At 73.4% G+C, this 24,691-nt stretch carries 24 protein-coding genes; 15 read left to right on the top strand and 9 right to left on the bottom strand.

The window, feature by feature from the left end; genetic code table 11:
• Positions 1-22 precede the first annotated feature (22 nt).
• From ACIG3E_RS10850 to ACIG3E_RS10840, 3 genes are read left to right on the top strand one after another with little or no spacing between them, the layout of a single operon-like run.
• Positions 23-1,543 carry an APC family permease gene (locus ACIG3E_RS10850; protein ID WP_399613960.1) on the top strand — a complete coding sequence of 507 codons (1,521 nt, stop codon included), beginning with the start codon at positions 23-25 and terminating at the stop codon, positions 1,541-1,543.
• Between the two features lie 13 nt (positions 1,544-1,556).
• The gene (locus ACIG3E_RS10845; protein WP_399613957.1) at positions 1,557-2,264 is read left to right on the top strand and encodes a DUF998 domain-containing protein; all 708 of its coding nucleotides are present in this window, start codon (positions 1,557-1,559) and stop codon (positions 2,262-2,264) included.
• A complete protein-coding gene (locus tag ACIG3E_RS10840) occupies positions 2,261-3,061 on the top strand; it encodes an alpha/beta fold hydrolase (protein WP_399613954.1) in 801 nt (266 codons plus the stop codon). The genes ACIG3E_RS10845 and ACIG3E_RS10840 overlap by 4 nt, the downstream gene beginning before the upstream one ends.
• 563 nt (positions 3,062-3,624) lie before the next feature.
• On the opposite strand, the gene ACIG3E_RS10835 is transcribed toward ACIG3E_RS10840, so the two are convergent.
• Complete coding sequence (locus tag ACIG3E_RS10835) at positions 3,625-3,855, bottom strand: hypothetical protein (protein WP_399613952.1); 231 nt, start codon at positions 3,853-3,855, stop codon at positions 3,625-3,627.
• 70 nt (positions 3,856-3,925) lie between these two features.
• Here ACIG3E_RS10835 and map point away from each other — a divergent pair, with 70 nt between their 5' ends.
• Both map and ACIG3E_RS10825 read left to right on the top strand, forming a co-directional pair.
• On the top strand, positions 3,926-4,783 hold the full coding sequence (map, locus tag ACIG3E_RS10830) for a type I methionyl aminopeptidase (RefSeq protein ID WP_399613950.1): 858 nt from the start codon (positions 3,926-3,928) through the stop codon (positions 4,781-4,783).
• Between the two features lie 127 nt (positions 4,784-4,910).
• The gene (locus tag ACIG3E_RS10825) at positions 4,911-5,597 is read left to right on the top strand and encodes a heme oxygenase (biliverdin-producing) (protein ID WP_399613948.1); all 687 of its coding nucleotides are present in this window, start codon (positions 4,911-4,913) and stop codon (positions 5,595-5,597) included.
• A gap of 99 nt (positions 5,598-5,696) precedes the next feature.
• Here ACIG3E_RS10825 and ACIG3E_RS10820 read toward each other — a convergent pair whose 3' ends face one another.
• The 3 genes from ACIG3E_RS10820 to ACIG3E_RS10810 all read right to left on the bottom strand — a co-directional run bounded on the left by ACIG3E_RS10820 (position 5,697) and on the right by ACIG3E_RS10810 (position 9,588).
• Positions 5,697-6,410, bottom strand: coding sequence for a PhzF family phenazine biosynthesis protein (locus ACIG3E_RS10820; protein WP_399613946.1), 714 nt, complete (start codon positions 6,408-6,410; stop codon positions 5,697-5,699).
• 78 nt (positions 6,411-6,488) lie between these two features.
• Positions 6,489-8,015 (bottom strand): HtaA domain-containing protein, encoded by a 1,527-nt coding sequence (locus tag ACIG3E_RS10815; protein ID WP_399613943.1) that lies wholly within the window; start codon positions 8,013-8,015, stop codon positions 6,489-6,491.
• Positions 8,016-8,067: 52 nt separating this feature from the next.
• A complete protein-coding gene (locus ACIG3E_RS10810) occupies positions 8,068-9,588 on the bottom strand; it encodes an HtaA domain-containing protein (protein WP_399613940.1) in 1,521 nt (506 codons plus the stop codon).
• Between the two features lie 94 nt (positions 9,589-9,682).
• On the opposite strand from ACIG3E_RS10810, the gene ACIG3E_RS10805 reads away from it, so the two are divergent.
• The 7 genes from ACIG3E_RS10805 to ACIG3E_RS10775 all read left to right on the top strand — a co-directional run bounded on the left by ACIG3E_RS10805 (position 9,683) and on the right by ACIG3E_RS10775 (position 17,132).
• Complete coding sequence (locus ACIG3E_RS10805; RefSeq protein ID WP_399613938.1) at positions 9,683-10,693, top strand: hemin ABC transporter substrate-binding protein; 1,011 nt, start codon at positions 9,683-9,685, stop codon at positions 10,691-10,693.
• Positions 10,690-11,781, top strand: a complete 1,092-nt coding sequence (locus ACIG3E_RS10800; protein ID WP_399613936.1) for a FecCD family ABC transporter permease — start codon at positions 10,690-10,692, stop codon at positions 11,779-11,781. Before ACIG3E_RS10805 ends, ACIG3E_RS10800 begins: the two co-directional genes overlap by 4 nt.
• Positions 11,778-12,614, top strand: coding sequence for a heme ABC transporter ATP-binding protein (locus ACIG3E_RS10795; protein WP_399613934.1), 837 nt, complete (start codon positions 11,778-11,780; stop codon positions 12,612-12,614). The genes ACIG3E_RS10800 and ACIG3E_RS10795 overlap by 4 nt, the downstream gene beginning before the upstream one ends.
• A gap of 131 nt (positions 12,615-12,745) precedes the next feature.
• Entirely contained in the window at positions 12,746-13,906 is a 1,161-nt protein-coding gene (efeO, locus tag ACIG3E_RS10790) for an iron uptake system protein EfeO (protein ID WP_399613932.1), read from the top strand.
• 27 nt (positions 13,907-13,933) lie between these two features.
• Positions 13,934-15,205: an iron uptake transporter deferrochelatase/peroxidase subunit gene (efeB, locus tag ACIG3E_RS10785; protein ID WP_399613929.1), complete on the top strand. Its 1,272-nt coding sequence runs from the start codon at positions 13,934-13,936 to the stop codon at positions 15,203-15,205.
• A gap of 4 nt (positions 15,206-15,209) precedes the next feature.
• Positions 15,210-16,082, top strand: coding sequence for an iron uptake transporter permease EfeU (efeU, locus tag ACIG3E_RS10780; protein ID WP_399613927.1), 873 nt, complete (start codon positions 15,210-15,212; stop codon positions 16,080-16,082).
• Positions 16,083-16,157: 75 nt separating this feature from the next.
• Complete coding sequence (locus tag ACIG3E_RS10775) at positions 16,158-17,132, top strand: hypothetical protein (RefSeq protein ID WP_399613924.1); 975 nt, start codon at positions 16,158-16,160, stop codon at positions 17,130-17,132.
• Positions 17,133-17,135: 3 nt separating this feature from the next.
• Here ACIG3E_RS10775 and ACIG3E_RS10770 read toward each other — a convergent pair whose 3' ends face one another.
• Complete coding sequence (locus ACIG3E_RS10770; RefSeq protein ID WP_399613921.1) at positions 17,136-17,882, bottom strand: bifunctional DNA primase/polymerase; 747 nt, start codon at positions 17,880-17,882, stop codon at positions 17,136-17,138.
• 170 nt (positions 17,883-18,052) lie between these two features.
• Between ACIG3E_RS10770 and ACIG3E_RS10765 the strand changes: the two genes are divergently transcribed.
• Positions 18,053-18,931, top strand: a complete 879-nt coding sequence (locus ACIG3E_RS10765; RefSeq protein ID WP_399613919.1) for a glycerophosphodiester phosphodiesterase — start codon at positions 18,053-18,055, stop codon at positions 18,929-18,931.
• Here the strand turns inward: ACIG3E_RS10765 and ACIG3E_RS10760 are convergent.
• On the bottom strand, positions 18,918-19,562 hold the full coding sequence (locus ACIG3E_RS10760) for a TetR/AcrR family transcriptional regulator (RefSeq protein WP_399613916.1): 645 nt from the start codon (positions 19,560-19,562) through the stop codon (positions 18,918-18,920). The two genes, ACIG3E_RS10765 and ACIG3E_RS10760, sit on opposite strands and share 14 nt — an antisense overlap.
• Positions 19,563-19,744: 182 nt before the next feature.
• Between ACIG3E_RS10760 and ACIG3E_RS10755 the strand changes: the two genes are divergently transcribed.
• Both ACIG3E_RS10755 and ddaH read left to right on the top strand, forming a co-directional pair.
• Positions 19,745-19,924 (top strand): DUF6243 family protein, encoded by a 180-nt coding sequence (locus ACIG3E_RS10755; protein ID WP_399613914.1) that lies wholly within the window; start codon positions 19,745-19,747, stop codon positions 19,922-19,924.
• A 163-nt stretch (positions 19,925-20,087) separates the two neighbouring features.
• Positions 20,088-20,915, top strand: coding sequence for a dimethylargininase (ddaH, locus tag ACIG3E_RS10750; protein WP_399613912.1), 828 nt, complete (start codon positions 20,088-20,090; stop codon positions 20,913-20,915).
• Positions 20,916-21,100: 185 nt separating this feature from the next.
• Here the strand turns inward: ddaH and ACIG3E_RS10745 are convergent, their stop codons facing one another.
• The 3 genes from ACIG3E_RS10745 to ACIG3E_RS10735 are packed head-to-tail and all read right to left on the bottom strand — an operon-like array spanning position 21,101 to position 24,580.
• Entirely contained in the window at positions 21,101-22,108 is a 1,008-nt protein-coding gene (locus tag ACIG3E_RS10745) for a small ribosomal subunit Rsm22 family protein (RefSeq protein WP_399613908.1), read from the bottom strand.
• Between the two features lie 46 nt (positions 22,109-22,154).
• Positions 22,155-23,333 carry a serine hydrolase domain-containing protein gene (locus tag ACIG3E_RS10740; protein ID WP_399613905.1) on the bottom strand — a complete coding sequence of 393 codons (1,179 nt, stop codon included), beginning with the start codon at positions 23,331-23,333 and terminating at the stop codon, positions 22,155-22,157.
• Complete coding sequence (locus tag ACIG3E_RS10735; protein WP_399613903.1) at positions 23,285-24,580, bottom strand: multidrug effflux MFS transporter; 1,296 nt, start codon at positions 24,578-24,580, stop codon at positions 23,285-23,287. Before ACIG3E_RS10735 ends, ACIG3E_RS10740 begins: the two co-directional genes overlap by 49 nt.
• Positions 24,581-24,691 lie beyond the last annotated feature (111 nt).

Raw genomic sequence — 24,691 nt, 5'->3', positions numbered from 1 at the left:
GAGAAACATTGATCATGAACCCATGACGACTACGGACAAGCCCGGACAGAGCGCGGGCGAGACGACGGCGGCCGAACAGGCCGCGGCGGCCGCGAGGGCCGGTGACGCCGGGGCCGCGGAGTTCGGGGAGGACACCGGGACCTCACGGCAGTTCATCTCCTGGGTGACGCTCGCCCTGATGACCACCGCCTCCGTGGCGAGCCTGCGGCCCTCGCCCGCCATGGCCATCTACGGCCTCGCCGCCGTCTTCCTGTACCTCCTGCCCGCCGTGGTCTTCCTGCTGCCCACGGCCCTCGTCGGCGCGGAGCTGGCCTCCGGGTGGACGGGCGGCATCTACCGGTGGGTGAGCGAGGCGCTCGGCAAGCCGCTCGGATTCGTCGCGGTGTGGTGCCAGTTCGCGATGACCATCGCGTACTACCCGAGCCTGCTCGCGTACGTGGCCTCGACGTTCGCGTACGTCGTCCATCCGAGCCTCGCCGAGGACGGCCTCTACGTAGCCATCGTCATCGTCGTCATCTACTGGACCGGGGTGTGGATCACCTCGCGCGGCACCAAGACCGTGGCGGGCCTCTCGTCCCTGGGGCTCGTGATCGGCACGCTCGTCCCCGGCGTCGTGCTCGTCGCCCTCGGCCTCGTCTTCCTGGGACAGGGCAACGAGCCCGCCGCGCCCATGACCGCCGACCACTGGCTGCCGCCGTGGACGGGCCTGGCCAGCCTCGTGCTCATCGTCAACAACTTCCTGTCGTACGCGGGCATGGAGATGAACGGCGTCCACGTGTCGTCGCTGCGGCACCCGCGCGCGGAGTACCCGCGGTCGATCTTCCTGGCCACCGGCCTCGTCCTGCTGATCTTCGTCGTTCCGGCCCTGGCCATCAGCTGGGTCATGCCGTCCGAGCAGCTCAGCCTCACCGCCGGGCTCATGCAGGCCTTCCAGGCGTTCTTCGACCACTTCCACATCGGCTGGATGACGAAGGTCGTCGGGATCATGCTCGTCATGGCCGCGCTCGGCGGCATGCTGACGTGGCTCGCGGGACCCGCCAAGGGCCTGGTGACGCTGGCCCGGCAGGAGGGCTATCTGCCGCCGTTCCTGCAGCGCTTCAACAAGCACGGCGTGCCCCTGAACATCATGATCGCGCAGGGTGTGATCACCACCCTGATCGGTGTCCTGTACGCGTTCAGCGACGACGTCTCCAGCGCGTACTGGATGTTCTCGGTGATCACCGTGCAGATCTACCTCATCGCGTACCTGCTGATGTTCGTGGCCGTGGTGCGGCTGCGCCGCACGCAGCCGCACGTCGAGCGCGGCTTCGTCGTGCCCGCCGTCACGCTCGTCGCCGGGGTCGGCTTCGTCGCCTCGGCGTGCGCGCTCTGCATCGGCTTCGTGCCGCCGGACCAGTTCGGCGACGCGCCGCTGTGGCGCTATCTGATGATCGTCGGCGGCGGGCTGCTCGCGATCGGCGTGGCCGCGCCGGTCGCCTTCCTCAAGTTCCGCAAACCGGAATGGGTCCATCCCGACCACCAAGGCACGCATGCCCTCACCTAGCCTCAAGACGCGTATGTCCCCCGTGCCCCGAGACGCCGAAGCGCCCCGCGCCGTGCGCGTGGCCGTGGCCGCGCTCCTGGCCCTCGGCGCCGCCGCGTACACCTCGTGGACCCTCGAAGCGGTCCTGCCGACCGGGCTCTCGCCGCTGAGGACGTACGTGAGCGAGCTCGCCGCCGAGGACCAGCCGTACGGGGCCTTCTTCCGGGCGGTGGACTTCGCCGCGGGCGTGCTGGTGTGCGCGGGGGCCCTGGGCGGCCTGGCGCGGCTGCGCTGCCGGGCCGCCGTGCTGTCGGCCTTGGGCTGGGCCGGGCTCGTCCTCTTCGGCGCGGCCACGGCCGCCGACGCGCGCCTTCCGCTGAGCTGCGCGCCCACCGTGGACGCGGCGTGCCGCGCGCGCGAGCGGGCCGGGCTCGTGCCCTCCACGCACGCCGCGCACGCGGTCAGCAGCAGCGTGGCCGTGGTCGGGGCGCTGGTGGGGATGGTGCTCCTGACGGCGGCCGTACGCCGGGCGGGCGCGGGCGGGGCGCGGCAGCGGGCGGCGCTCGCGGTGCTCGTGGCCGTCGAACTCGCCGCCACCGTCTGGACCCTCGCGGCCGTCTTCGCCTTCGACGCCGGGCACGGCACGTGGGGGCTCGGCATCGGCCAGCGGCTCCAGGTGCTCGCCATCGCCCTGTGGCTGGTGGGCCTGGCGTGGCTCGTCCTCGTACGACGGCGGAGGTGACGGGGAGGGTGTTCGTACGGATCGACGGGGTGCCGCACCACGTGGACGTGACCGGGGACGGTCCCGTGTGCGTGCTCAGCGCGGGGCTCGGGCTCGCGTGGTTCGAGTGGGACCCGGTGGTCGAGCTGCTCGCCCCCACCCGCACCGTCGTCCGCTTCGACCGGCCCGGGCTCGGCCGCAGCGGGCCCGCGCGCGGGGCGCCCACGCTGGCGGCGGAGGCGGAGCGCGTCGGCCGTGTCCTGGACGCGGTGGGGCTGGGGGAACGGGCCGTGACGGTCGTCGGGCACTCTCTCGCCGGGTTCCACGCGGAGGCGTTCGCGCGGTGGTGGCCGGGGCGGGTGGCCGGGCTCGTCCTCGTCGACTCCAGCGTGGAGGAGCGGACGCGGGCGCTGCCCGCGCGCGGGGCGCGGGTCGCGGGGGCGCGCGCGGGCGGGGCGGTCCTCGGCGCGCTCGGGGTGCCGCGGGCTCTTGGGCCCCTGGTGCGGGGCGGGGGCGTGCCGCGGGGGCCGCGGGCGGTGTACGGGGTGAGCCGGGTGTGGCGGGCCGGGCTCGTCGAGTACGTGACGTACGGCGACGTGGCGCATGAACTCGCCCTGCTCAGGCGGGAGGTCGCGCTGCCGGACGTGCCGGTGGCGGTGCTCGCCGCGGGCCCTGCGGGCGCGAGCCGCTGGGTGTCCCGGCAGCGGGCCCTCGCGGCGTCCCTCGGGGCGTCCTTCCAGGCCCTGTGCCCTGCGGGCCACCTTCTGATGCGGGACCGTCCTCGCGAGGTCGCCGCGGCGATCCTGGCCACGCGGTAGCCCGCGGGGCACCGTCCGCAGCCACCCCACGCCAAAGCCGCGCCCCGCACCGCCGGGCCGACCCCGCCGCACCCCACCGCCTTGGGGTGCAGCCTTGCCCCTAGACCCCGGCGCCAAGGGCCGCGCTGCGCGCCGCCGGGACACTCCCACCCACCCGCCCCCCACCCCACCGGGGCCGGGCCCCGGAGGAGCGGTTGCTCGGCACCTGGGGCTGTGCCCACCCGTCCCGCCCTGCGGGACGATTGCCCACAGCGGAGAGCCAGGGCGCGATCGGCGTGGTCCCACCCACCCGCCCCCCAGGACGGCAGCCCAAAAGGCACCACCCGCAAGCGCTCCGCGTCGGGGCCGGGCCCGGCAACGCTGAGGCGTTACGGGTGGGCGGGTGGGAGAAGTCCGTCGCGGTAGCGGCGGTACCACCCACTCAGCTGCGAGCGCTCCGCGTCGGGGCAGGCCCGGCAAGGCTGAGGTGTCACGGGTGGGCGGGTGGGAGGAACCCGCCGCGGTAGCGGTGGGGGCGGGCAGCCAGCTGCGAGCGCTCCGCGTCGGGGCCGGGCCCGGTGGGGTCAGGGGTTGGGGTGGCCCTGGTCGGGGGCGTCGTGCCAGCGAGGGTCCGTGTCCCATTCCAGGTTCCGCTCGGCCGCAGTCCGCATCGCGTGCGTGGCCTCCTCCCGGGAGGCATAGGGCCCGAACCGGTCCTTGCCGGGGCACTCAGGCCCCTCCTCGACCTTCTGGTGCTCCAGGCAGTAGTACCACTCGCCCGGTTTCCCGGCGGTCCGCTTCTTGAACAGCGCCATGGCCACAGCTCCCGTCTCCCCCGTTCTCTCCCGCCATGCTGCCCCATCCGCGCTCGTTAGACTCGCTGGCATGTCTGGCCAGTCACTGCTCGTACCAGGGGAGCTCTCTCCCACCCGTTCCGTGCCCGGGAACATCAGGCGCCCGGAGTACGTCGGCAAGCCCGCCCCGACGCCGTACACCGGGCCGGAGGTGCAGACCCCGGAGACCGTCGAGCTGATGCGCACGGCGGGCCGCATCGCCGCCCGCGCGATGGAGGAGGCCGCGAAGGCCATCGCTCCGGGCGTGACCACCGACGAGCTCGACCGCATCGCGCACGCGTACATGTGCGACCACGGCGCCTACCCGTCGACGCTCGGCTACCGCGGCTTCCCGAAGTCGCTGTGCGCCTCGGTCAACGAGGTCATCTGCCACGGCATCCCGGACTCCACCGTGCTGCGCGACGGCGACATCGTGAACCTCGACGTCACCGCGTACATCGGCGGCGTGCACGGCGACAACAACGCGACGTACCTGGTGGGCGACGTGGACGACGAGTCGAAGCTCCTCGTCGAGCGCACCCGTGAGGCCCTGCACCGCGCCATCAAGGCCGTCAAGCCCGGCCGTCAGATCAACATCATCGGCCGCGTCATCGAGTCGTACGCCAAGCGCTTCGGCTACGGCGTGGTCCGTGACTTCACCGGCCACGGCATCAACACGTCGTTCCACTCCGGCCTGATCGTCCCGCACTACGACAGCCCGCACGCGACCACGGTCATCCAGCCCGGCATGACGTTCACGATCGAGCCGATGCTGACGCTGGGGACGCACGAGTACGACATGTGGGACGACGGCTGGACGGTCGTGACCAAGGACCGCAAGCGCACCGCGCAGTTCGAGCACACGCTCGTGGTGACGGACAGCGGGGCGGAGATCCTCACGCTGCCGTGAACCGGATGGGCGCGTAACGTTTTTACCGACAGGGTGTCGGGAACCAGTTGACTTAGGTGAGCCTAACTTGCATGATCGGTGCTGGCCACACTGGTTTCCCGTCCCCTCTCGGCATCCGGAGGTCCGCATGGACTCGGCGATCCCTCAGCCCACGGCGCCGCTTTCGTTCTCGACGCTCATCCGCACCGCGTCCCACGAACAGCACACGGAGGCGGAGACGTCGACGTTCATGAGCGACCTGCTCGGCGGCCGTCTGGGCGTGGACGCGTACGCGCGCTACACGGAACAGCTCTGGTTCGTCTACCGCGCCCTGGAGGACGCCGCCGAGGCCCTGCGCGACGACCCCGTCGCGGGTCCTTTCGTCCGGCCCGAGCTGGAGCGCGTCCCCGAGCTGGAGCGGGACCTCGCCCATCTGCGGGGCGCGGACTGGCGCGAGCACGCCACCGCGCTGCCCGCGACGGCCGCGTACGCCGCCCGGGTCGAGGAGTGCGCGCGGACCTGGCCCGGCGGGTACGTCGCCCACCACTACACCCGCTACCTCGGGGACCTCTCCGGCGGGCAGATCATCCGGGGCCGGGCCGAGAAGACCTGGGGCTTCGCCCGCAAGGGCGACGGGGTCCGCTTCTACGTCTTCGAAGGGATCTCCAACCCGGCCGCGTTCAAGCGGGACTACCGCGAGCTGCTCGACCGGATCGAGGTCACCGTCCCCGACGAGCTGGAGCGGCACCGGATCGTCGACGAGTGCAAGCGGGCCTTCGCCCTGAACACGGCCCTGTTCCGGGACCTGGCCACCGAGTTCCCACACGCGGCGTAGCCCTCCGGCCGGGCTGGGCGACCGCGTTTCGCGCTGCGCGCTCGTCCTCAACCGCCGGACGGGCTTGATTTCCCAGCCTCAGGCCGATCCTCCCCAGGCCTAGGCCCAGGTGGCGTGCGAAGGCAGGGCCACGCGGCCACCCACCTCGATGAGGTCTCCGGGGCCCGGGGCCGTGATGATCTGGGAGCCCCGGCCCTGGGTGATGTTGAGGGCCCGGCCCAGTTCGTGGGTGAGCAGGAGGGCCGCCGCCCCGGTGGCCTCGTCCTCGCGGATGCCGTCGTCGCGCCCGGGGAAGCCCCGCGCCCGCACCCGCCCCGCGGCCTCGTCCTCCCACGCCCAGGCGTAGATCCACTCCCCTGCGGGCGGCACCGCGAGCGCCTCCACCTCGGCCGCCGAACCGTACGCGCGCAGCGTCCGCGGCGGCGCCCACTGCGCCCGCGCCGTGATCCAGGTGAACTCCCCGTCCTGTCGCGCCTCGACGACCCCGGCCTCGGTGACGAGCTCGGGCACGTCGAGCAGCCAGGCCGCGCCGAGGCAGGGGTGTCCGGCGAAGGGCAGCCGCGTGGTGGGCGTGTAGATGTCGATGTGCCCGCGCTCGGGGTCGTCGACGAACACCGTCTCGCTGAAGCCGAGTTTCCCGGCGAGCTCCTGCCGCGCCTCGCGCGCGGGCACGCGGCCGCCGTTCCTGACGACCCCGAGCTCGTTGCCGTAACCGCCGTCGGGGCCGCAGAAGACCCGCAGGACGTCGACTCCGGCGTGCACATCGGCCCCGGCGGGCGCGCCGGGTACCCCCGGCCCCTGTTCTTCGGTCATTCGGGCATTCAAGCATCCGGCGCCGCACGGACGTGCGGCGCCGGAGGAGGAGTTGGGGTCGTCACACCCCGGCCCGGGTCAGGGCGCGGGCGTCACGCCCGGCACACCGTGGCCGGGCCCGCGCCGCCGCGCCGCGTACACGGCGCCCGCACCGGCCGCGACCACCGCGCCCGCGACCCCGAGCAGCGCGCCCGAGGGAGCGCCCGAGCCGGTCTCCGCGAGGGCCCCGGTGCCGCCGTCACCGACGGAGCCGCCGCCCACGGAACCGCCACCGCCCACGGACCCGGCAGGCCCGGCGTCGCCGCCCATGCCGGACGAGCCGGAGGGGGCCGCGGCGGAGGACGGGACCTTCGCCCGGTCGGACAGGGTGAGCGCGACGGTCACCGGGTCGATCGGGTCGCCCGCCTTGTAGAGGGAGCCCACCGTGCCGTTGGCGAACTGCCGCGCGCCCGCCGCCGTGAACCTCGCGGGGACCTTGCTGAGGAGCACCACGTCGTTCTTGGCGGCGTACGAGACGCGGGACAGGTCGAGCGTCGCGAACTTCACGTCGTCACGGGTGCGGCCCTGCGCCTTCACGTCGGCGTACAGCGTGCCCTTCTTGCCGCTCGCCTTGACCCTGAGGTCGCTGAACGTCATGTCGATGCCGTGGCCCGAGTACCGGAACCGCACGCTGCCGCCGAAGGAGGCGTCCACCGTCTTGGCGCTCGCGTTCCACTTCGCCTTGGCGTAAGGGAAGTCATAGCCGTTCGCCTTCTTCTTGGCACCGCCCGCGGTCGTCACCTTGCCGCCGGTGGAGATGTAGCGGCGGAAGCTCTCCTTCATGCCCCACGCCATCTTGCCGCCGACGACCTTCTTCGGCTTCGCGGGGGTCGACGGGGTCGGCTTGGGCTCGGGCTTCGGCTTGGGCTTCGGCTTCGTGGGGGTCGACGGGGTCGGCTTGGGCTTCGGGTCGGGGCCCGGGCCGGGGACGGGCGCGCCGGGCTTCACCGTGAAGGTGGCGGGGTCGAGCACCTCGCCCTCGCGGTACATGCCGTTGAAGGCCTTCGCGCCCTTGGCGGTCAGTTTCGCCGGGACGTCCTTGTACGTCACCGCGCCGCCCTCCCCGTGGCCCGGCTGGATGCCGTTGAGGTCGAGCGTGGCGAGGTCGATGTCGTTCTGCTTGGTGCCGTTGAGGGTGACGTCCGCCTGGATGGCGCCGGTCTTGCCCTGGGTGCGCACCTTCACGTCGGCGATGGCGATGTCGAAGCGGTGCGCGGTGGAGGTGAAGCGGACGCCGCCCTTGAAGGCGGCCTTCAGGGCGTGGTCGCCCAGGTCGTACGTGCCTTGTGCACCGCCGAAGGTGAACACGCCGTTGCGCGGGGCCTGCTGGGCGCCGCCGGTGGTGGTGATCTTTCCCGCCGCCATGGTGACCACGTAGGTGCGGAAGGATTCCTTCAGACCCCAGTCCAGGGTGCCGTCCACGACGCTGTACACCGGCGGGGCCTTCGGGGACGCGGCGGCGGGCTCGTCGGCGGCGAACGCCGGGAGGGTGAGCGCGCTCGCGCCGAGCGCGGCGGCCGTCGCGACGGCGGCCGCGCGGACTATGGGGCGGCGGGGGGCAGCCATGGTGTGTGCTCCTTGGGGTGGAGGGAGGGACGGGAAGGGGGGACGGGGTGGTTCAGGGGGTGCCGGTGGTGTCGTCGGCGGTGCCGGTCGCGCGGGCCGCGCGGCGCTTGCGGGTGACGCCGAAGACGACCGCTGCCGCGACGAGCAGGGCGGCGACGGCACCGACGGCGATCGGCAGGGCGGGCGAGGAGTCCGACGTGTCGTCGGCGGAGCGCGCGGCCTTCTCCGCCTTCGGCCCGGCGTCCGGGGCCTTCGCGGCCTTGGGCTCAGCGGCCGAGCCGAGGTCCGGCAGCGCGGGCAGCTCCGCCTTCTCGTCGACGGCGACGGCCAGCGAGACGGGGTCCATCGCGGTGCCCGCCTTGTACAGGGAACCGAACGCCCTGGCCCCGTCGGCGGTGAGCTTCGCGGGCGCCTCGGTGACGGCGATGAGGCCGTCCTTCGGCTTGAGGTCCGCGAGGCCCTTGCCGGTGAAGGTGACGAGCGGCGCCTTCTTCTGGGTGAAGTCCCCGCTGTCGACGTCGGCGTAGAGCGTGCCCTCGCCGTCCTCGACGCCGACCGCGACCCGGCTCAGCCGGATGTCGAGCCCGTGCTTCCCGGTGAAGCGGACGGCACCGGTGAAGTCCGCGTCAAGGGTGCGCTTCTTCTCGTCGTACGAGCCCTCGCCGCGCGGGAAGCGGAACAGCGCGCCGCCGTCCCGGGCCCCTGACGACAGGGTCCACTTGCCCTGGGCGATGGAACCGGAGACGTACTCGCGGAAGGTGCGGCGCACGCCCCAGTCGACGGCGGCGTCCTCGATGCGCCCGGCGGCCTTCGCCTTCTTGCCCTCGGCGCCCTTCTTGCCGTCCTTGTCCCCGGAATCGCCGGGCTCCTTGGACGGCCGGTCACCGGGCTCCTTGGACGGCTTGTCGGCGGGCTTCTTGCCGGTGGCCGCCGCGAGGTCCGTCGACAGGCTCACCGGGTCGAGCCGCGTGCCCGCCGTGTAGTACCCGGCGAAGGCCTTCGCGCCCCGCGCGGTGAGCGTGGCGGGGATGTTGGTGAGGGCGATCGGGCCCGAGCCGCCCTTCATGTCGATGCCGGACAGGTTCAGCGAGGCCAGCGGCACCTGCGCGGTCGAGGTGACCTTCCCGGTGCCCTTGGCCTTGCTGACCATGTCGGCGTAGAGCGTGCCGGAGCCGCCGGAGACCTTCACGGTGGGGCGGCTGACCGTCAGGTCGAGCTGGTACGAGGAGCCCTTCTTGTGGCCGGTGAAGCGCACCCCGCCCGAGAACCGGGCACTGAAGGCGCCGCTCTCCGGGTCGTAGGCCCCCTGGGCTGAGTGGAAGCGGAACTGGCTGCCGCCGACGGTGGCCGCGCCGCCCTGGAGGTTCCAACTGCCGTGCGCGACGGGCCCGGTGACATAGCTCTGGAAGGAGGACTTGATGCCCCAGTCGAGCCTGCCGCCGCGCACGGTGCGCTCCTCGGCGTGGGCGGCCGCCGCCGGGAGCAGCGCGGTGACGAGCCCGGCGAGCACGGCCACGACGGTGCCGCGGACGCCGTGGCCGAGGCGTGCTCGCGACGGTCTGGACAACGGCATGGGACCCCTCCGAGGCGGTCTAGATCGTTAGGTAAGGCTAACCTAAACTACGATCTCGTCATGAGGGAACCACACGACAGGACGGTGGACTTCGGTGCGTAAGCCGCGCTCACTTCGGACGGTCGGCGCCTTGGCGGCCGTCCTCGCCCTCTCCCTCACCGGATGCGGATCCACGGGTGACGGGGGCTCAGCAGGCGGCGGCGCGGGGACGAAGGCCGCCCGCGCCGACCGCGTCGAACCGCTCAAGGGCACGCCGGAGCCGAAGCTCCCGGTGACCGTCGACTCCGCCGACGGCAAGAAGGTCACGGTCGAGGACACCAGCAGGATCGTGCCGCTCAGCGGCAGCCTGAACGAGATCGTGTTCACCCTGGGCCTCGGCGGGCACGTCGTGGGCCGGGACGTCACCGCGACCTTCGAGCAGGCCGAGAAGCTGCCCGTGGTGACGCGGGCCCACGACGTGTCGGCGGAGAGCGTGCTCTCCCTGAAGCCGACGGTCGTCCTCGCCGAGAGCACGACGGGCCCCGCCGAGGCCGTCGACCAGATCAGGGACGCGGGCATCCCGCTCGTCGTCCTCGACCCGGCCAAGGGCCTGGACGACGTCGGCCCGCGCATCAAGGCGGTCGCGCGGGCGCTCGGCGTCCCGAAGGCGGGCGCGGCCCTCACGTCCCGTACGGAACAACGGCTCGACAAGGTACGCCGGTCCGTGCCCGCCGGAGCGAGGAAGCCGCGCGTGGCCTTCCTCTATCTGCGCGGCTCGGCCTCCGTGTATCTGCTCGGCGGCCGCGATTCGGGCGCCCCGTCGCTGCTCGAAGCGGCGGGCGCCGTCGACGCGGGCAAGGAGTCGGGCCTGCGGAAGGACTTCACGGCGATCACCAGCGAGGCCCTGGCGAAGGCCGCACCCGACGCGATCCTCGTGATGTCCAAGGGGCTCGACTCGGTCGGCGGCGTCGACGGCCTGGTGAAGATCCCCGGTGTGGCCGAGACCCCGGCGGGCATGGACCGCCGCGTCGTCTCCGTCGAGGACGGGATGCTCCTCAACTACGGCCCGCGCACGGACCGGGTGCTCGCCTCCCTCGTCGACCAGCTGTACGGGGACGCCGCATGACCCTCGCGACCGGGTCCGCGGCGGCCCCCGCGCGGGAGACCGCCACCGCCCGGCGCGGGCGGCGCGGCACGCCCGCGCTGCTCGCCGCCGCCCTGACCGCCGCGCTCGCCGTGCTGTGCCTGCTGTCCGCGGGACTCGGCGCGTACGACATCCCGCTCGGCGACGTCCTCGCCTCCGTCCAGCACCGCGCGGGGCTCGGCGGGCACGCCCTGGAGCGGGTGCCGGAGAGCGTGCTGTGGAAGGTGCGCCTGCCGCGCGTGACGCTCGCACTCCTTGTGGGCGCCTCGCTGGGCTGCGCGGGCGCCCTGATGCAGGGCGTGTTCGGCAATCCGCTGGCCGAGCCGGGCGTCATCGGGATCTCCTCCGGCGCGGCCGTGGGCGCGGTCGCCTCGATCACCTTCGGCCTGAGCTTCTTCGGCAACTGGACCGTCACGGTCTGCGCGTTCGCCGCCGGTCTCGCCACCGTGCTGCTCGTGTACGCCCTGTCGCGCGAGGGCGGCCGCAGCGAGGTGGTGACGCTGATCCTCACCGGCATCGCCGTGAACGCCTTCGCGGGCGCGCTGATCGGCCTGTTCATCTTCTTCGCCGACAACGCCCAGGTCTCGCAGATCACGTTCTGGCAGCTCGGCTCGCTCGCCCAGGCCACCTGGCCGAAGGTGCTCGCCGTGCTGCCGTGCGCGGCGGCGGGGCTGCTCGTCGCTCCCCTGTACGCCCGCAGGCTGGACCTGCTCGCGCTCGGGGAGCGGCCCGCGCGGCACCTGGGCGTGGACGTCGAGCGGCTGCGGATCGTCCTGGTGCTCGTGGTGGCGCTGCTCACCGCGGCGGCCGTGGCGGTGGCGGGGATCATCACGTTCGTGGGGCTGCTCGTGCCGCACCTGCTGCGGATGGCGGCCGGTCCCGGGCACCGCTTCCTGGTGCCGGGCAGCGCGCTCGGCGGGGCCGTGGTGCTCGTCGGCGCCGACCTCGCGGCCCGTACCGTGGCCGCCCCCGCCGAGCTGCCGCTCGGCGTGCTCACCGCGCTCTTCGGCAGCCCGTTCTTCTTCTGGCTGCTGCGCAGGACCCGTCGTAAGCAAGGGGGTTGGGCATGATCGGGCGGCTCTTCGGCGGGCGCGGGCGCGCGCTGCCCGGGCCCGTGGCGCCCGGCGAAGTCCTCGCCGAGGCCGCGGACGCGCGGCTCGCGCTCGGCGGCCGCGAGGTCCTCAAGGGCGTGTCGGTGCCGGTCCGGGCGGGCGAGGTGCTCGCCCTCGTCGGCCCCAACGGCGCGGGGAAGTCCACCCTCCTGGCCGCGCTCGCCGCCGACCTGCAGGTCACCTCCGGTGCCGTGCGGATCCGCGGCCGGGCGGCCGGGGACTGGCCCCCTCGCGAACTGGCCCTGCACCGGGCCGTGCTGCCGCAGTCGGCGGCGCTGTCCTTCCCCTTCGCCGTCGAGGACGTCGTCCGGATGGGGCGCGCGCCCTGGGCGGGGACCCGCCTGGAGGAGGACGACGACAAGGTGGTGCGCGAGGCGATGGCCGCCACGGAGGTCACCGGGTTCGCGGCGCGGCCGTTCTCCGCGCTCAGCGGCGGCGAGCGGGCCCGGGTCGCGCTCGCCCGCGTGCTCGCCCAGCGGGCGCCGCTGCTGCTGCTCGACGAGCCGACCGCCGCGCTCGACCTGCGCCACCAGGAGCTGGTCCTCAGGATCTGCCGGGAGCGCGCCGCGGCCGGGGACGCGGTGGTCGTCGTGCTCCACGACCTCGGCCTCGCGGCGGCGTACGCGGACCGGGCGGTGGTGCTGCACGGCGGGACGGTGGCCGCGGACGGCGCCCCGTGTGACGTGTTCGACGCCGCGCTGCTGTCCGGGGTGTACCGCCAGCCGATCGAGGTGTTTCCCCATCCGCGGATCGGAAAGCCGCTGGTGACGCCGGTGCGAGGGGGCAGCTGACGGCGACCGCGCCAACGATCACCGTCGATTTCAGGACATCGCTTGACCCGTCCTTTGCCCATTCGTGGGCATGCCCGAAGTAAGGCTCGGTTAAGTTAGGCTCCCCTCACTTTCTTCCACCTGGAGCCTCCATGCACCGCGCCCGCCTTCCCCTCGCCACCGCCACCGCGGCGGCGGCCCTCGTGGCCCTCACCGGCTGCACCGAGAAGAGCGACGGCAAGGGCGGCGACGGCACCATCAAGGTGACCGCGAGCGACGACGCGTGCGAGGTGTCGAAGAAGGAATTCCCCGCCGGGCACGTGAAGTTGGCCATCGAGAACAAGGGCTCCAAGGTCACCGAGGTCTACCTCCTCTTCCCTGACGACCGCATCGTCAGCGAGCGCGAGAACATCGGCCCCGGCACCCGGCAGACCCTCACCGCCGAGGTGAAGGAGGGCGACTACCGCATCGCCTGCAAGCCCGGCATGAAGGGCAAGGGCATCCGCAAGACCGTAAAGGCCACCGGCGGCGGCAAGGCGGCCAAGCGCGACCCGCGCCTCGACAAGGCGGTGGCCGAATACCGCTCCTACGTCCAGGCGCAGGCCGACGAGACGCTCCCCAAGGTGAAGGTCTTCACGGACGCGGTCAGGAAGGGCGACCTGGAGGCCGCGAAGAAGGCGTACGCGCCCTCCCGCATCGGCTGGGAGCGCACCGAGCCGGTCGCCGAGTCGTTCGGCGACATCGACCCGAAGGTCGACGTCCGCGAGGACGGGCTCGGCGACGACCAGGACCCCGCGAAGGACTGGACGGGCTGGCACCGCCTGGAGCGCGCGCTCTGGCAGGACAAGAAGATCGGGCAGCGCGAGAAGGACCTCGCCACCCGGCTCGACAAGGACCTCGCCGACTGGCGCAAGCGCGTCGGCAAGGCCGTGATCACCCCGACGTCCATGGCCAACGGCGCCAAGGAGCTCCTCGACGAGGTCGCCACCGGCAAGGTCACCGGCGAGGAGGAGCGCTACTCGCACACCGACCTCGTCGACTTCAAGGCCAACGTGGAGGGCGCCGAGAAGGCCTTCGCCCTGCTCAAGCCGGTGGCGGCGGAGAACGACCCGGCGCTCGCCAAGGAGCTCGACAAGCAGTTCGCGGCCCTGGGCGAGCTCCTCGACCGGCACCGCTCCGGCAAGGCGGGCTCCTCCGACTTCACGTCGTACGACAAGGTCGGCAAGGCGGACCGCAAGGAGCTGCTCGACGGGGTGAACGCGCTCGCGGAGCCGCTGTCGAAGCTCGCGGCGGCCGTCGTCACCTCCAAGTGACGCGTCCCAGGGAGGGGAGGCTCAACCATGACTGAGGAGACCAGCACCGGTGCGCCGTCGCGGCGTTCCCTGCTCGGCTGGGGCGGCGCCGGGCTCGTGCTCGGCGCGGCGGCCGCGGGCGGCGCGGTCGCGGTGACCCGCGAGGAGTCCGACGCCGGTGACGCGGTGCCCGCGGCCTCGACCGGCGCGGCCGTCGACTTCTACGGCCCGCACCAGGCGGGCATCGCGACGCCCGTCCAGGACCGGCTGCATTTCGCCGCGTTCGACGTGAAGACCGAGGACCGCGAGGAGTTCGTGGCGCTCCTGAAGGAGTGGACGCGGGCGGCGGCCCGGATGACCGCGGGCCACGCGGTCGGCGAGGGCGCCTTCGGCGGGCTCGCCGAGGCGCCGCCGGACGACACCGGCGAGGCGCTCGGCCTCAAGCCCTCGCGCCTGACGCTCACCCTCGGCTTCGGGCCCTCCCTGTTCGAGAGGCACGGCGAGCGGTTCGGCCTCGCGGGCAGGCGCCCCAAGGCCCTCGTGGACCTGCCCAAGTTCCCCGGCGACAACCTCGACCGGGCCCGCAGCGACGGCGACCTGTGCGTGCAGGCCTGCGCGGACGACCCGCAGGTCGCGGTGCACGCGATCCGCAACCTGGCCCGCATCGGCTTCGGCAAGGTCGCCATCCGCTGGTCGCAGCTCGGCTTCGGCAAGACGTCCTCGACCACGCCCGACGCCCAGACGCCGCGCAACCTCATGGGCTTCAAGGACGGCACCCGCAACATCGCGGGCACCGACGAGGCCCGCCTCGCCCGGCACGTGTGGGTCGGCGAGAAGGACGGCCCCGACTGGATGACCGGCGGCTCCTACCTCGTCGCGCGCCGCATCCGCATGAACATCGAGACCTGGGACCGCACCTCGCTGCGCGAGCAGGAGGACGTCTTCGGCCGCGACAAGGGCGAGGGCGCCGCCGTCGGCAAGGCCAAGGAGCGCGACGAGCCGTTCCTGAAGGCGATGAAGCCCGACGCACACGTACGGCTCGCGCACCCCGACTCCAACGGCGGCGCGACGATCCTGCGCCGGGGCTACTCCTTCACCGACGGCACCGACGGCCTCGGCCGCCTCGACGCGGGCCTGTTCTTCCTGGCCTACCAGCGCGACGTGCGCGAGGGCTTCATCCCCGTGCAGCGCTCGCTCGCGGCGAAGGACGCGCTCAACGAATACATCCAGCACGTGGGTTCGGCGGTCTACGCCGTCCCGCCCGGGGTGCGGGACAAGGACGACTGGTGGGGCCGCGCGCTGTTCACCGGGAAGGCGTGAGGCGATGTTCGGCAACTACCTGATCGGCCTGCGGGAGGGCCTGGAAGCCAGCCTCGTGGTGTGCATCCTCGTCGCGTACCTGGTGAAGACGGAGCGGCGCGACGCGCTCGCCCCGGTGTGGACCGGCATCGGCGTCGCCGTGGCGCTGTCCCTCGGCTTCGGCTGCGCCCTCACCTTCGGCTCACAGGAGCTGACGTTCGAGGCGCAGGAGGCCCTCGGCGGCTCCCTGTCGATCCTCGCGGTGGGGCTCGTGACGTGGATGGTCTTCTGGATGCGGCGCACCGCCCGGCATCTGCGGGCGGAGCTGCACGGGCGGCTCGACGCGGCCCTGCGGATGGGCACGGCCGCCCTCGTCGCGACGGCGTTCCTGGCCGTGGGCCGCGAGGGCCTGGAGACCGCCCTGTTCGTCTGGGCGTCCGTCCGCGCGTCCAACGACGGCACGCACGGGCCGCTGCTCGGCGTGGTCCTCGGCCTGCTCACGGCCGTCGCGCTGGGCTGGCTGTTCTACCGGGGGGCCCTGCGCATCAACCTCGCCAAGTTCTTCACCTGGACCGGCGCGATGCTCGTCGTGGTGGCAGCGGGCGTCCTCGCCTACGGCGTGCACGACCTCCAGGAGGCACGGTTCCTCGGCGGCCTGGAGGACAAGGCGTTCGACATCAGCACGACGATCCCGCCGGACAGCTGGTACGGCACCCTCCTGAAGGGCGTGTTCAACTTCCAGCCGAACCCGACGGTCCTCCAGGTCGTCGTCTGGTCGCTGTACCTGGTGCCGGTCCTCGCGCTGTTCCTCGCACCGGCCCGCACCGGCTCCCGTACGCCCGCCGAGCGGGCCCCGAAGGCCGCAGGCCCGGCGAAGGCCGACGCCTCCGGTTCCTGACGGCGCCCCCGCGCCCGCTCCCGGCGGGGCCCCGGTAGGGTTCGGGCCCGGGAGCGGGGAGAGTGAAGGGGTCCCATGATCAGGGTGCGCAGGCTCGGGCGGTTCGGTGCCTCGGCGGCAGCGGCACTCGCCCTGTCGACGACGGCGAGCGGATGCGTGACGGTGCACGGGGAGCGGGAGGTCATCCCGACCGCGACCAAGGCCGAGGCCTCCCGCGCCCTCAAGGAATTCCTGCGCGCCTACAACAAGGCCGACCGCGCCTACGACCCCGCCCTGGACGCGGCCCGCGTCACAGGACCGCTCGGCGCCATCAACCAGGCGGGCCTCAAGGCGCGGCGCGCGCAGCACCCGGACGGCAACGCCCGGCACGTGCCGCTGCGGTTCACGGACGTGAAGTACGCGGTCCCGAAGAAGGCGGGCTGGCCCCGGTTCTTCGTCGTCGACGCCCTCAGCAACCGCAAGCCGCACGGCTACCGCTGGCTGATCGTCTTCACCCGCGCGGGCGGGGACCAGCTGTGGGAGGCCACGTATCTGAACCTGGTCCGTCCCGACCGGATCCCGGACCTGAAGCGGGACGAGGACGGGTACGTGGAGCCGGTCGCCGCCGACCGGGCCGGTCTCGCCCTTGCGCCCCGGCGGCTCGGCGCGGCGTACACGGCGTTCCTCAAGTCCGGCGGCGACGCGTTCGCCCCGGGCCCGCACACCACGCAGTGGAAGGCCGCCCGCGACAAGAACGGCAAGCGCCTCGGCCTCGCCGTGCAGTACCTGGACGAGCCGCGGAACACCGGCGCGTTCGCCCCCATAGGCCTGCGCACCCGCGACGGCGGCGCGCTCGTGTTCTTCTCCACCCACCACTACGAGAAGCAGACCGCGTCCAAGGGCCTCACGGTCTCCGTGGAACCGGACGTCAAGGCCCTCATGAAGGGCGAGGCCAAGCAGTCCGTCACCCTCGAACGCGTCTCGAACCAGGTCTCTCTGACGCCCAGGGCGAAGGGCGAGGTCACGATACTGGGCCGCATGCAGGGCCTGGTGGGGGCGAAGGGCGCCTAGGCCTCAGCCGCGCAGCGGCCAGGCGGCCACGTCTCCCTGGGGCTCCCCCGCGTACCGGGCGCATTCGTCGGTGAGGATCTCAAGGAGGGTCAGCGGGTCGGGCAGGGCGAACTCGGGCCCCCGCACCCAGCCGACCGCGAGGTCACCGGGCAGTCGCGCGGGCGGCACCAGGACATAGGACCCGCGGCAGTGCCAGCGCAGCCCCGGATGCTCGTCCATGGTCTCCGGGTGGCAGTCCAGCTCGCAGGGCCACCACTCGTCCTCGTCCTCCGGTGTCCCGCGCGTCGCGGTGAAGAAGAGCATCCGCCCCTGTCCGTGCGCCCCCTCGGACTCGGCGACGGGCCCGACCTCGATGCCGTCGGCGAGCAGCCGCGCGAGGGCGGCCTGCCCGGCCTCCAGCGGCACGTCGAGGACGTCGTGCACCATGCCGGTCGCGGTGATGAAGTTGGCCTGCGGCTGGTGTCGCGCCCAGCGCTCGATCTGGCCGCGGTCGGTGGTGGACTGGGTCTGCCAGGCGAAGGAGACGGGGTGCCGGGCGGGGGTGGGACAGCCGATGCGGTCGCAGGAACAGCGGTATCCGGCGGGGTACGCGGCCGGGGCGAGCGGCAGCCCCGCCGCGGCGACGGCGAGCAGCAGGTCCTCACGGCGCGTGGCTTCGGCGTCGCCGTCCGCGCCCGCACGTGCCCGTCGGCGAAGCCACTGGGAGATCCTGCTCTGCGCGCCGGACGTCCGGCCGAACTCTGCGCCCATCTATCCCCTCACCTCGCCGTCGTGCGGAACAGCATGACCTATGGTCCCACCATCCTGCTCCCCGGGTGGCCGTAGCCCACATCCGGGGTAGCTGGGGTGATGCAAGGCGGGGGGTGACATAGCGCGTCATTACGGGCGAAGTGGCGTTTTCCGCTCCTACCGTGGTCGCCATGGTCACACGGACTGTGCTGTCACTCTCGGGCGTCACCGCCCTGGCCCTCACCGGGCCCACCGCCTTCCTGGCCCCGCTGGAGTGGGGCGGCGGCCCCCTCACGGTCGACGCGCTGCCGCCGTTCGTCTACGCCGCCCACCGGGGCGGCGCCCTGGAGGTGCCGGAGAACAGCATGTCGGGCCTGATGACGGCGTTCGAGCGGGGCACCGCGCAGGTCCTCGACGCCGATACGCGGATGCTGGCCGACGGCACCCTGGTGGTGCTGCACGACGCGACCCTGGACCGCACGACGTACGCGACGGGGCCGGTGCACCTGCTGACCGCCCGCGAGTGGCAGCACGTGCGGCTGCGCCCGCAGCGGCACGTGCCGGGCCTGTGGCGGATCGAGCGGCCGCCGACCGTGACGGAGGTCCTCGACCGGTTCGGCGGGCGGGTCATGCTGATGCTGGAGGCGAAGGACCCCGAGAGCCTGAACCGGCTGAGCGCGCTGATCCACGAGCGCGGCCTGGCCCGCTCGGTGTTCGTGAACTCCAACAAGCCCTGGGTGGCCCGGCGCGCGCACCACCTGGGCCTGCTCGCGCAGCTGTGGCGGTCCAAGCGGCAGCTGCGCTCGGACCGCCCGGAGCGCTGGGCGTCGTTCGTCGACGTACTGGACGTGGACTACAAGGCGCGCGACGAGGACCTGCGGCGGGCGGTGAACTCCGGCGTCCCGCGCGTGTGGGCGCACACGGTGACCACGCCCGCGCAGCGCGACCGGGTGCTCCGGCTCGGCTGCAACGGCGTGATCACGGACGCCCCTGGGCTCCTTGCGCGGACCCCGGTCAAGGGCGCGCGGAAGGCGGTCCGGCGCCTGCCGGGGCCGCTCAACCAGCGGTGACGCGGGGCGCGATGCCGTAGAGGGCGTACTCGACGAGCTTGTCGGCGTACGCGTGGGTGAGCGGGCCCGTGCGCTGCATCCAGCGCTGGGCGAGCGGGCCCGTCCACAGTTCGAGGGCGACGCGCGGGTCGACGTGGGCGGCGATCTCGCCGCGGTCCTGGCCGCTGCGCAGGCGCTTCACATAGAGCTGGAGCTGGGGTTCGAGGAGCTTCTCGACGAACTCGGCCCCGAACTCCTGGTTGACGACGCCCTCGGCGGCGAGCGCGCGGGCGGGGGCGTCGAACTTGGGGTCGGTCATCTCGTCGACGGTGGCGCGCAGCACGAACTTGAGGTCGGCTTCGAGGTCGCCGGTGTCCGGGATGTCGGTCGCGGGCTCCGCGAGCCCGGCCTCCTCGCTGAGCTGGGCGTTGGCCTGTTCGGCGAGGTCCAGGAAGGCGTCGAGCAGGACGGCGCTCTTGGAGGGCCACCAGCGGTAGATGGTCTGCTTGCCGACGCCCGCGCGCGCGGCGATCGCCTCGATGGTCATCTTGCCGTAGCCGACCTCGCCGACCAGGGCGAGAGCGGCGTCGTAGATCGCGCGGCGAGAGCGCTCGCTGCGGCGCGTGGAGTCAGGTGCGGTCTTCTGGGCCATGCCGTCGAATGTAGCAGCGCCGCGAGACGCCGCGTCTCATCAATGCCGACGGCGCCATCAATTCCCTCGACAAGACGGAGCGTCTCGGCTACTGTCGAGGCGCAACGAGACGAAACGTCTCGCCAGTCGTCGGTGTGTCAGCGGCGCCGACGACTACTTCGACGACTCACGGAGGTCACACCATGTCGCGAGGCGGATCCGGAATGCTCGGCGTGGGCGGTACCCGCAGCAACCTGTCGCGCAAGGCCCTGCGCGGCGGGAAGGGCGCGGGCCGCGTCGGCGGCGGGCTCAGCGCCCAGGAGCAGAAGCGTGAGCTGCTGCGCAAACTCCAGGAGGGCCGGGCGGCGAACCACGACTCATGACGCGGGATGCCCCCGGGAACGGAGGCTCCTGACCGCCGGAACCTCCGGTTCATGAGCAATTTCCCGTCCACACCACAGTTCGAGCGCCACAGATCACTGCGCGAAGGCTTCTCAGACCGCACCATGGGCAGCAATAGCCCCTGCGGTTCGTGAGGAGCCTTCGTTGCGTCAAGCTGCCCGGCGCGCCACACCCCGGCGCTACCTGATGTGCCCACCGGCGCACTTCAAGGTCACGTACTCCATCAATCCGTGGATGGACCCCGCCAAACCCGTCGACGTCCCGCTGGCCATCGCCCAGTGGGAAGACCTGCGCGACCGCTACCGCTCGCTCGGCCACACCGTCGAGGAGCTCGAACCCCGACCCGACCTGCCGGACATGGTCTTCGCGGCCAACGGCGCCACCGTCGTCGACGGCCGGGTCCTCGGCGCGAGCTTCGCCTACCCCGAGCGGCAGGCCGAGGCGGCGGCCCACCTGGAGTGGTTCCGCGCCCACGGCTTCGAGCACGTGCACGAGCCGACCCACATCAACGAGGGCGAGGGCGACTTCGCCGTCACGTCCTCCTACGTGCTCGCGGGCCGCGGCTTCCGCGCCAGCCCGCTCTCGCACGGCGAGGCCCAGGAGGTCTTCGGCCGCCCGGTGATCGGCCTGGACCTGATCAACCCGCGCTACTACCACCTGGACACCGCCCTCGCGGTCCTGGACGACGCGGCGGACGACGTCATGTACTACCCGGGCGCGTTCTCGCCGGGCAGCCAGGCCGTGCTCAAGCGGCTGTTCCCCGACGCGCTGATCGCCGAGGAGGCGGACGCCGAGGCCCTCGGCCTCAACGCCGTCTCCGACGGTCTGCACGTGCTGCTTCCGCAGGCGGCGACCGGGCTCTTCCAGCCGCTGCGCGACCGGGGCTATGAGCCTATCGGCATGGACTTGGGCGAGTTGCTCAAGGGCGGGGGCAGCGTCAAGTGCTGCACGCAGGAGCTGAGGCTGCGCTAGGCCGTCCCTCGACTGCGGACCGTCGTGGCTGGTCGCGCCCACGCGGCGGAGCCGCAAATGTGAACAGCCCCGCGCCCCTTCGGGGGCGCTTCCCAGTGCGGGCGGCCTTGAACCGCCCGCACCTCTGCGCTGACGGTCGCGCCGTGCAGGGCTGTCCCGTACAACGGGACGCGGTAGCGCGGCGCCTACGCCTGGGGCCAGGCGTCGCCCCAGGCGGCGTTCCGCGCCTGCCGGTAGAGGGCGCCGTGCCGCTTCGTCACGGTCTCCCGGCGCAGCGCGCCCTCCGCCTCGCACAGGTCGAGGAGGACCTGGCCCTTGCGGATCTGCGGCTTGCGGACGACGCGGCGGGGCGCGGGCGCGAGGCCCTCGGCCGCGGGTCCGGTGGCGCGGACCGCGGCGACGTACGCGAACTTCTCGTCCTCGTACGCCAGGGAGCCGCCCTTGACCTTGCGGTGCAGGGAGGAGCGGCTGACGCGGGCGGAGAAGTGGCACCAGTCGCTGCCGGGCACGATCGGGCAGGTGTCGCTGTGCGGACAGGGCGCGGCCACCCGGAACCCGGCGGCCACGAGCCGGTCCCGGGCCTCAAGGACGCGGGCGTAGCCGTCCGGGGTGCCGGGCTCCACCACGACCACGGCGTCGGTGGCGGCGCGGGCGGCGATGTCGACGACCCAGGCCCGGTCGTCGTCGGTGAGCTCGCCGAGGACGTACGAGAGGGTGACGAGGGCGGTGGGCGCCACGGTCAGGGACGCGCCGATGCGGGCGCGCTGCCACTGGGCGGCGGCCAGGTCGGGGTGCGCGGCGGCCAGCTCGCGGCCCAGGTCCAGGGCGGGTTCGGCCCAGTCCATGACGGTGACGGGCCGCTCCCCCGGCCAGGTGGCGCCGACCGCCCAGGTGGCGGCGCCCGTGCCGCCGCCGATGTCGGTGTGGCTGGCGGGGGCCCAGCCCTCGGGGGCCGCGGCGGCGAAGGCCCGCAGGGCGGAGTGCACGGCCTCGAAGGTGGCGGGCATCCGGTACGCCGCGTACGCCGTGACGTCGGCGCGGTCCCGCAGGACGGGGGCCTCGGTCGGGGTGGCGCCCCGGTAGTTCGCGATCAGCCGGTCCACCGCCTGGGCCGCGGCGCGCGGAGGGAGGTCCTCCAGCAGGTCGGCGAGGGCGGTGCGGAGGGTCTCGGCGGGGGAAAGGTGGTCGTGCACCTGTCGATTTTAGGCCGGTCTCGCGGGGCCCCGGCGCCCTGCCGGGTCAGCGGGGGCGCAGCGCCCGGGCCAGGGTGGTGGCCGCTCGGGCGCGGGGGGCGCTGGACGGGGGCCGCCGCCGGGGGTGGACCGTGGTGGCCAGGAGGATCAGGAAGGTGTCCGAAGCCCGGTCGAGGACGAGGGACGTACCCGTGAACCCGGTGTGTCCCGCGGCCCCGCGCCCGGCCAGCTCGCCCATGAACCACGGCTGGTCGACGGCGAAGCCGAGCCCGGGCGGCGCCAGCATCAGGTCGACGGAGGCGGGCCCCAGGACGCGGGCGGAGCCGTACGCGCCGCCGCACAGCAGCGCCCGGCAGAACACGGCGAGGTCCCGCGCGGTGGAGAAGAGCCCGGCGTGGCCCGCCACGCCGCCGAGCGCCCACGCGTTCTCGTCGTGGACCTCGCCGCGCAGCATCCCCCGCTCGGCCTTCGCCCAGGGCCCGCGCTGGTCCTCGGTGGCGGCCGCGCCGGGGCAGGGCCCGAAGGCGGTGGCGGCCATGCCGAGCGGCCGGGTGATGCCGTCGCGGACGAGCACGTCGAGGGGGCGCCCGGTGACGCGCTCCAGGACGTGCTGGAGGAGCAGCAGGTTCAGGTCGGAGTAGAGGTGGGTGCCCGGCGGGCCTGAGGGTGCCTCGGCGCGCAGGGCCCGCAGCCGCGCGGCCGCGTCGGGCAGGTCGTACAGCGGCAGCTCGGGCCGGAGGCCGGACGTGTGCGTGAGGAGCTGGCGCACGGTGACCCCGTGGGCGGCGGCGCCCGTGAACTCCGGGACGTGGGCCGCGACCGGCTCGTCGAGCCCGAGCGTGCCGCGCTCCAGCTGCTGCACGGCCGCCACGGTCGTGAACAGCTTGGTGAGCGAGGCCAGGTCGAAGGGCGTGTCCACGGTCATCGGCACCCGCCGCCCGTCCGGCAGCTCGACGCCCGCGTCGGCCCGCTCGTCGTACGCGGCGTACCGCACCGCCCAGCCCGCCGCCTCGGCCACGGCGATCACCGGGCCGCGCCCGGCGAGGACCACGGCGCCCGCGCACCACGGCCGCGGGCCGCGCGTCAGCTCCCGTACGTCGTGGACGAGGCGGGCGAGGGCGTCGGGGTCGAGTCCGGCGCGGTCCGCGGTGCCCGGGCGCAGGACCCGGGGCGGCGTCAGCGGTCCGCCCCCTCCGGCTCCTCCTTGGTACTGGTGCGCTGCCACGGGCGGCACAGTCCCACGAAGCAGCCGATGGCCGCCAGCCCGCACGTCAGCTGGACGACGGCCATCGGGACGGCGGTCTTCTCGCCCGCGATGCCGACGAGCGGCGAGGCGATCGCGCCGATCAGGAAGGAGGAGGTGCCGAGCAGCGCGGAGGCCGACCCCGCGGCGTGCTTGGTGCGCGTCAGCGCGAGGGCGTTGGTGTTGGGCATGGCCAGGCCCATCGCCGACATCAGGACGAACAGCCCGGCGGCCACCCCGACGAGGCCGACGTCGCCGAAGACGCCACTCGTCATCAGCAGCAGCGCGGCAGCGGCGAGCGTGATCACCACGAGCCCGAAGCCCAGCGCCTTGTCGAGGCTGACCCGGCCCACGAGCAGCTTGCCGTTGATCTGGCCGACGACGATCAGGCCGACGGAGTTCACGCCGAACAGGAGGCTGAAGGTCTGCGGCGAGGCTCCGTAGATCTCCTGGATGACGAACGGCGACGCGGAGATGTACGCGAACAGGGCCGCGAAGGCGAAGCCGCCCGCGACCATGTAGCCGGTGAAGACGCGGTCCGCGAGGAGCCCGCGCATGGTGCGCAGCGCCTCGGCGGTGCCGCCGCCGTGCCGGTCCCCGGGCGCGAGGGTCTCCGGCAGGCCGCGCCACACCAACAGCGTCAGGGCGATGCCCACGACGGTCAGGACGACGAAGATGCCGCGCCAGTCCGTCAGGCGCAGCACCTGGCCGCCGATGAGCGGCGCGACGACGGGGGCGACGCCGGAGATCAGCATCAGCGTGGAGAAGAACCGGGCCATCTCCACGCCGTCGTACAGGTCGCGCACCACGGCCCGCGCGATCACGATCGCGGCGGCGCCCGCGAGGCCCTGGAGCAGGCGGAAGGCGATGAGCAGCTCGGCGGTCGGGGCGAACGCGCAGATCGCGGTGGCGAGGACGTAGACGAGCAGTCCGGCGAGGAGGGGGCGGCGCCTGCCCCACTTGTCGCTCATCGGCCCCACGACCAGCTGGCCGAGCGCCATGCCCATGAGGCAGGCGGTGAGGGTGAGCTGGATGGTGGCGGCCGGGGCGTGCAGGGCGTCGGTGACCTCCGGCAGGGCGGGGAGGTACATGTCCATGGAGAGCGGGGGCATGGCGGTGAGGCCGCCGAGGATGAGCGTGACGAGGGCCCCTGTGGCGATGCGACGGGCGACGGGGTCCTGGGGCCCCGTCGCCTCCCGTATCTGTCCCTCCGCCTGTGCTTCCGCCATCGCGCCCCTCCCGGTAGTCGTCACGTCCCCCTATCGTCGCAGGCCCTGCCGGGTGGCCCCCAATCCCGCCCCTTCCCGATCCTGGGGGCTCCGCCCCCAGACCCCCGCTCC

Origin of the sequence: Streptomyces sp. NPDC053474 (assembly GCF_044544845.1) — a bacterium.
Classification (GTDB): domain Bacteria; phylum Actinomycetota; class Actinomycetes; order Streptomycetales; family Streptomycetaceae; genus Streptomyces.
The sequence above is the reverse complement of the archived record's forward strand: the minus strand, read 5'-3'. Positions and strand labels throughout refer to the sequence as shown.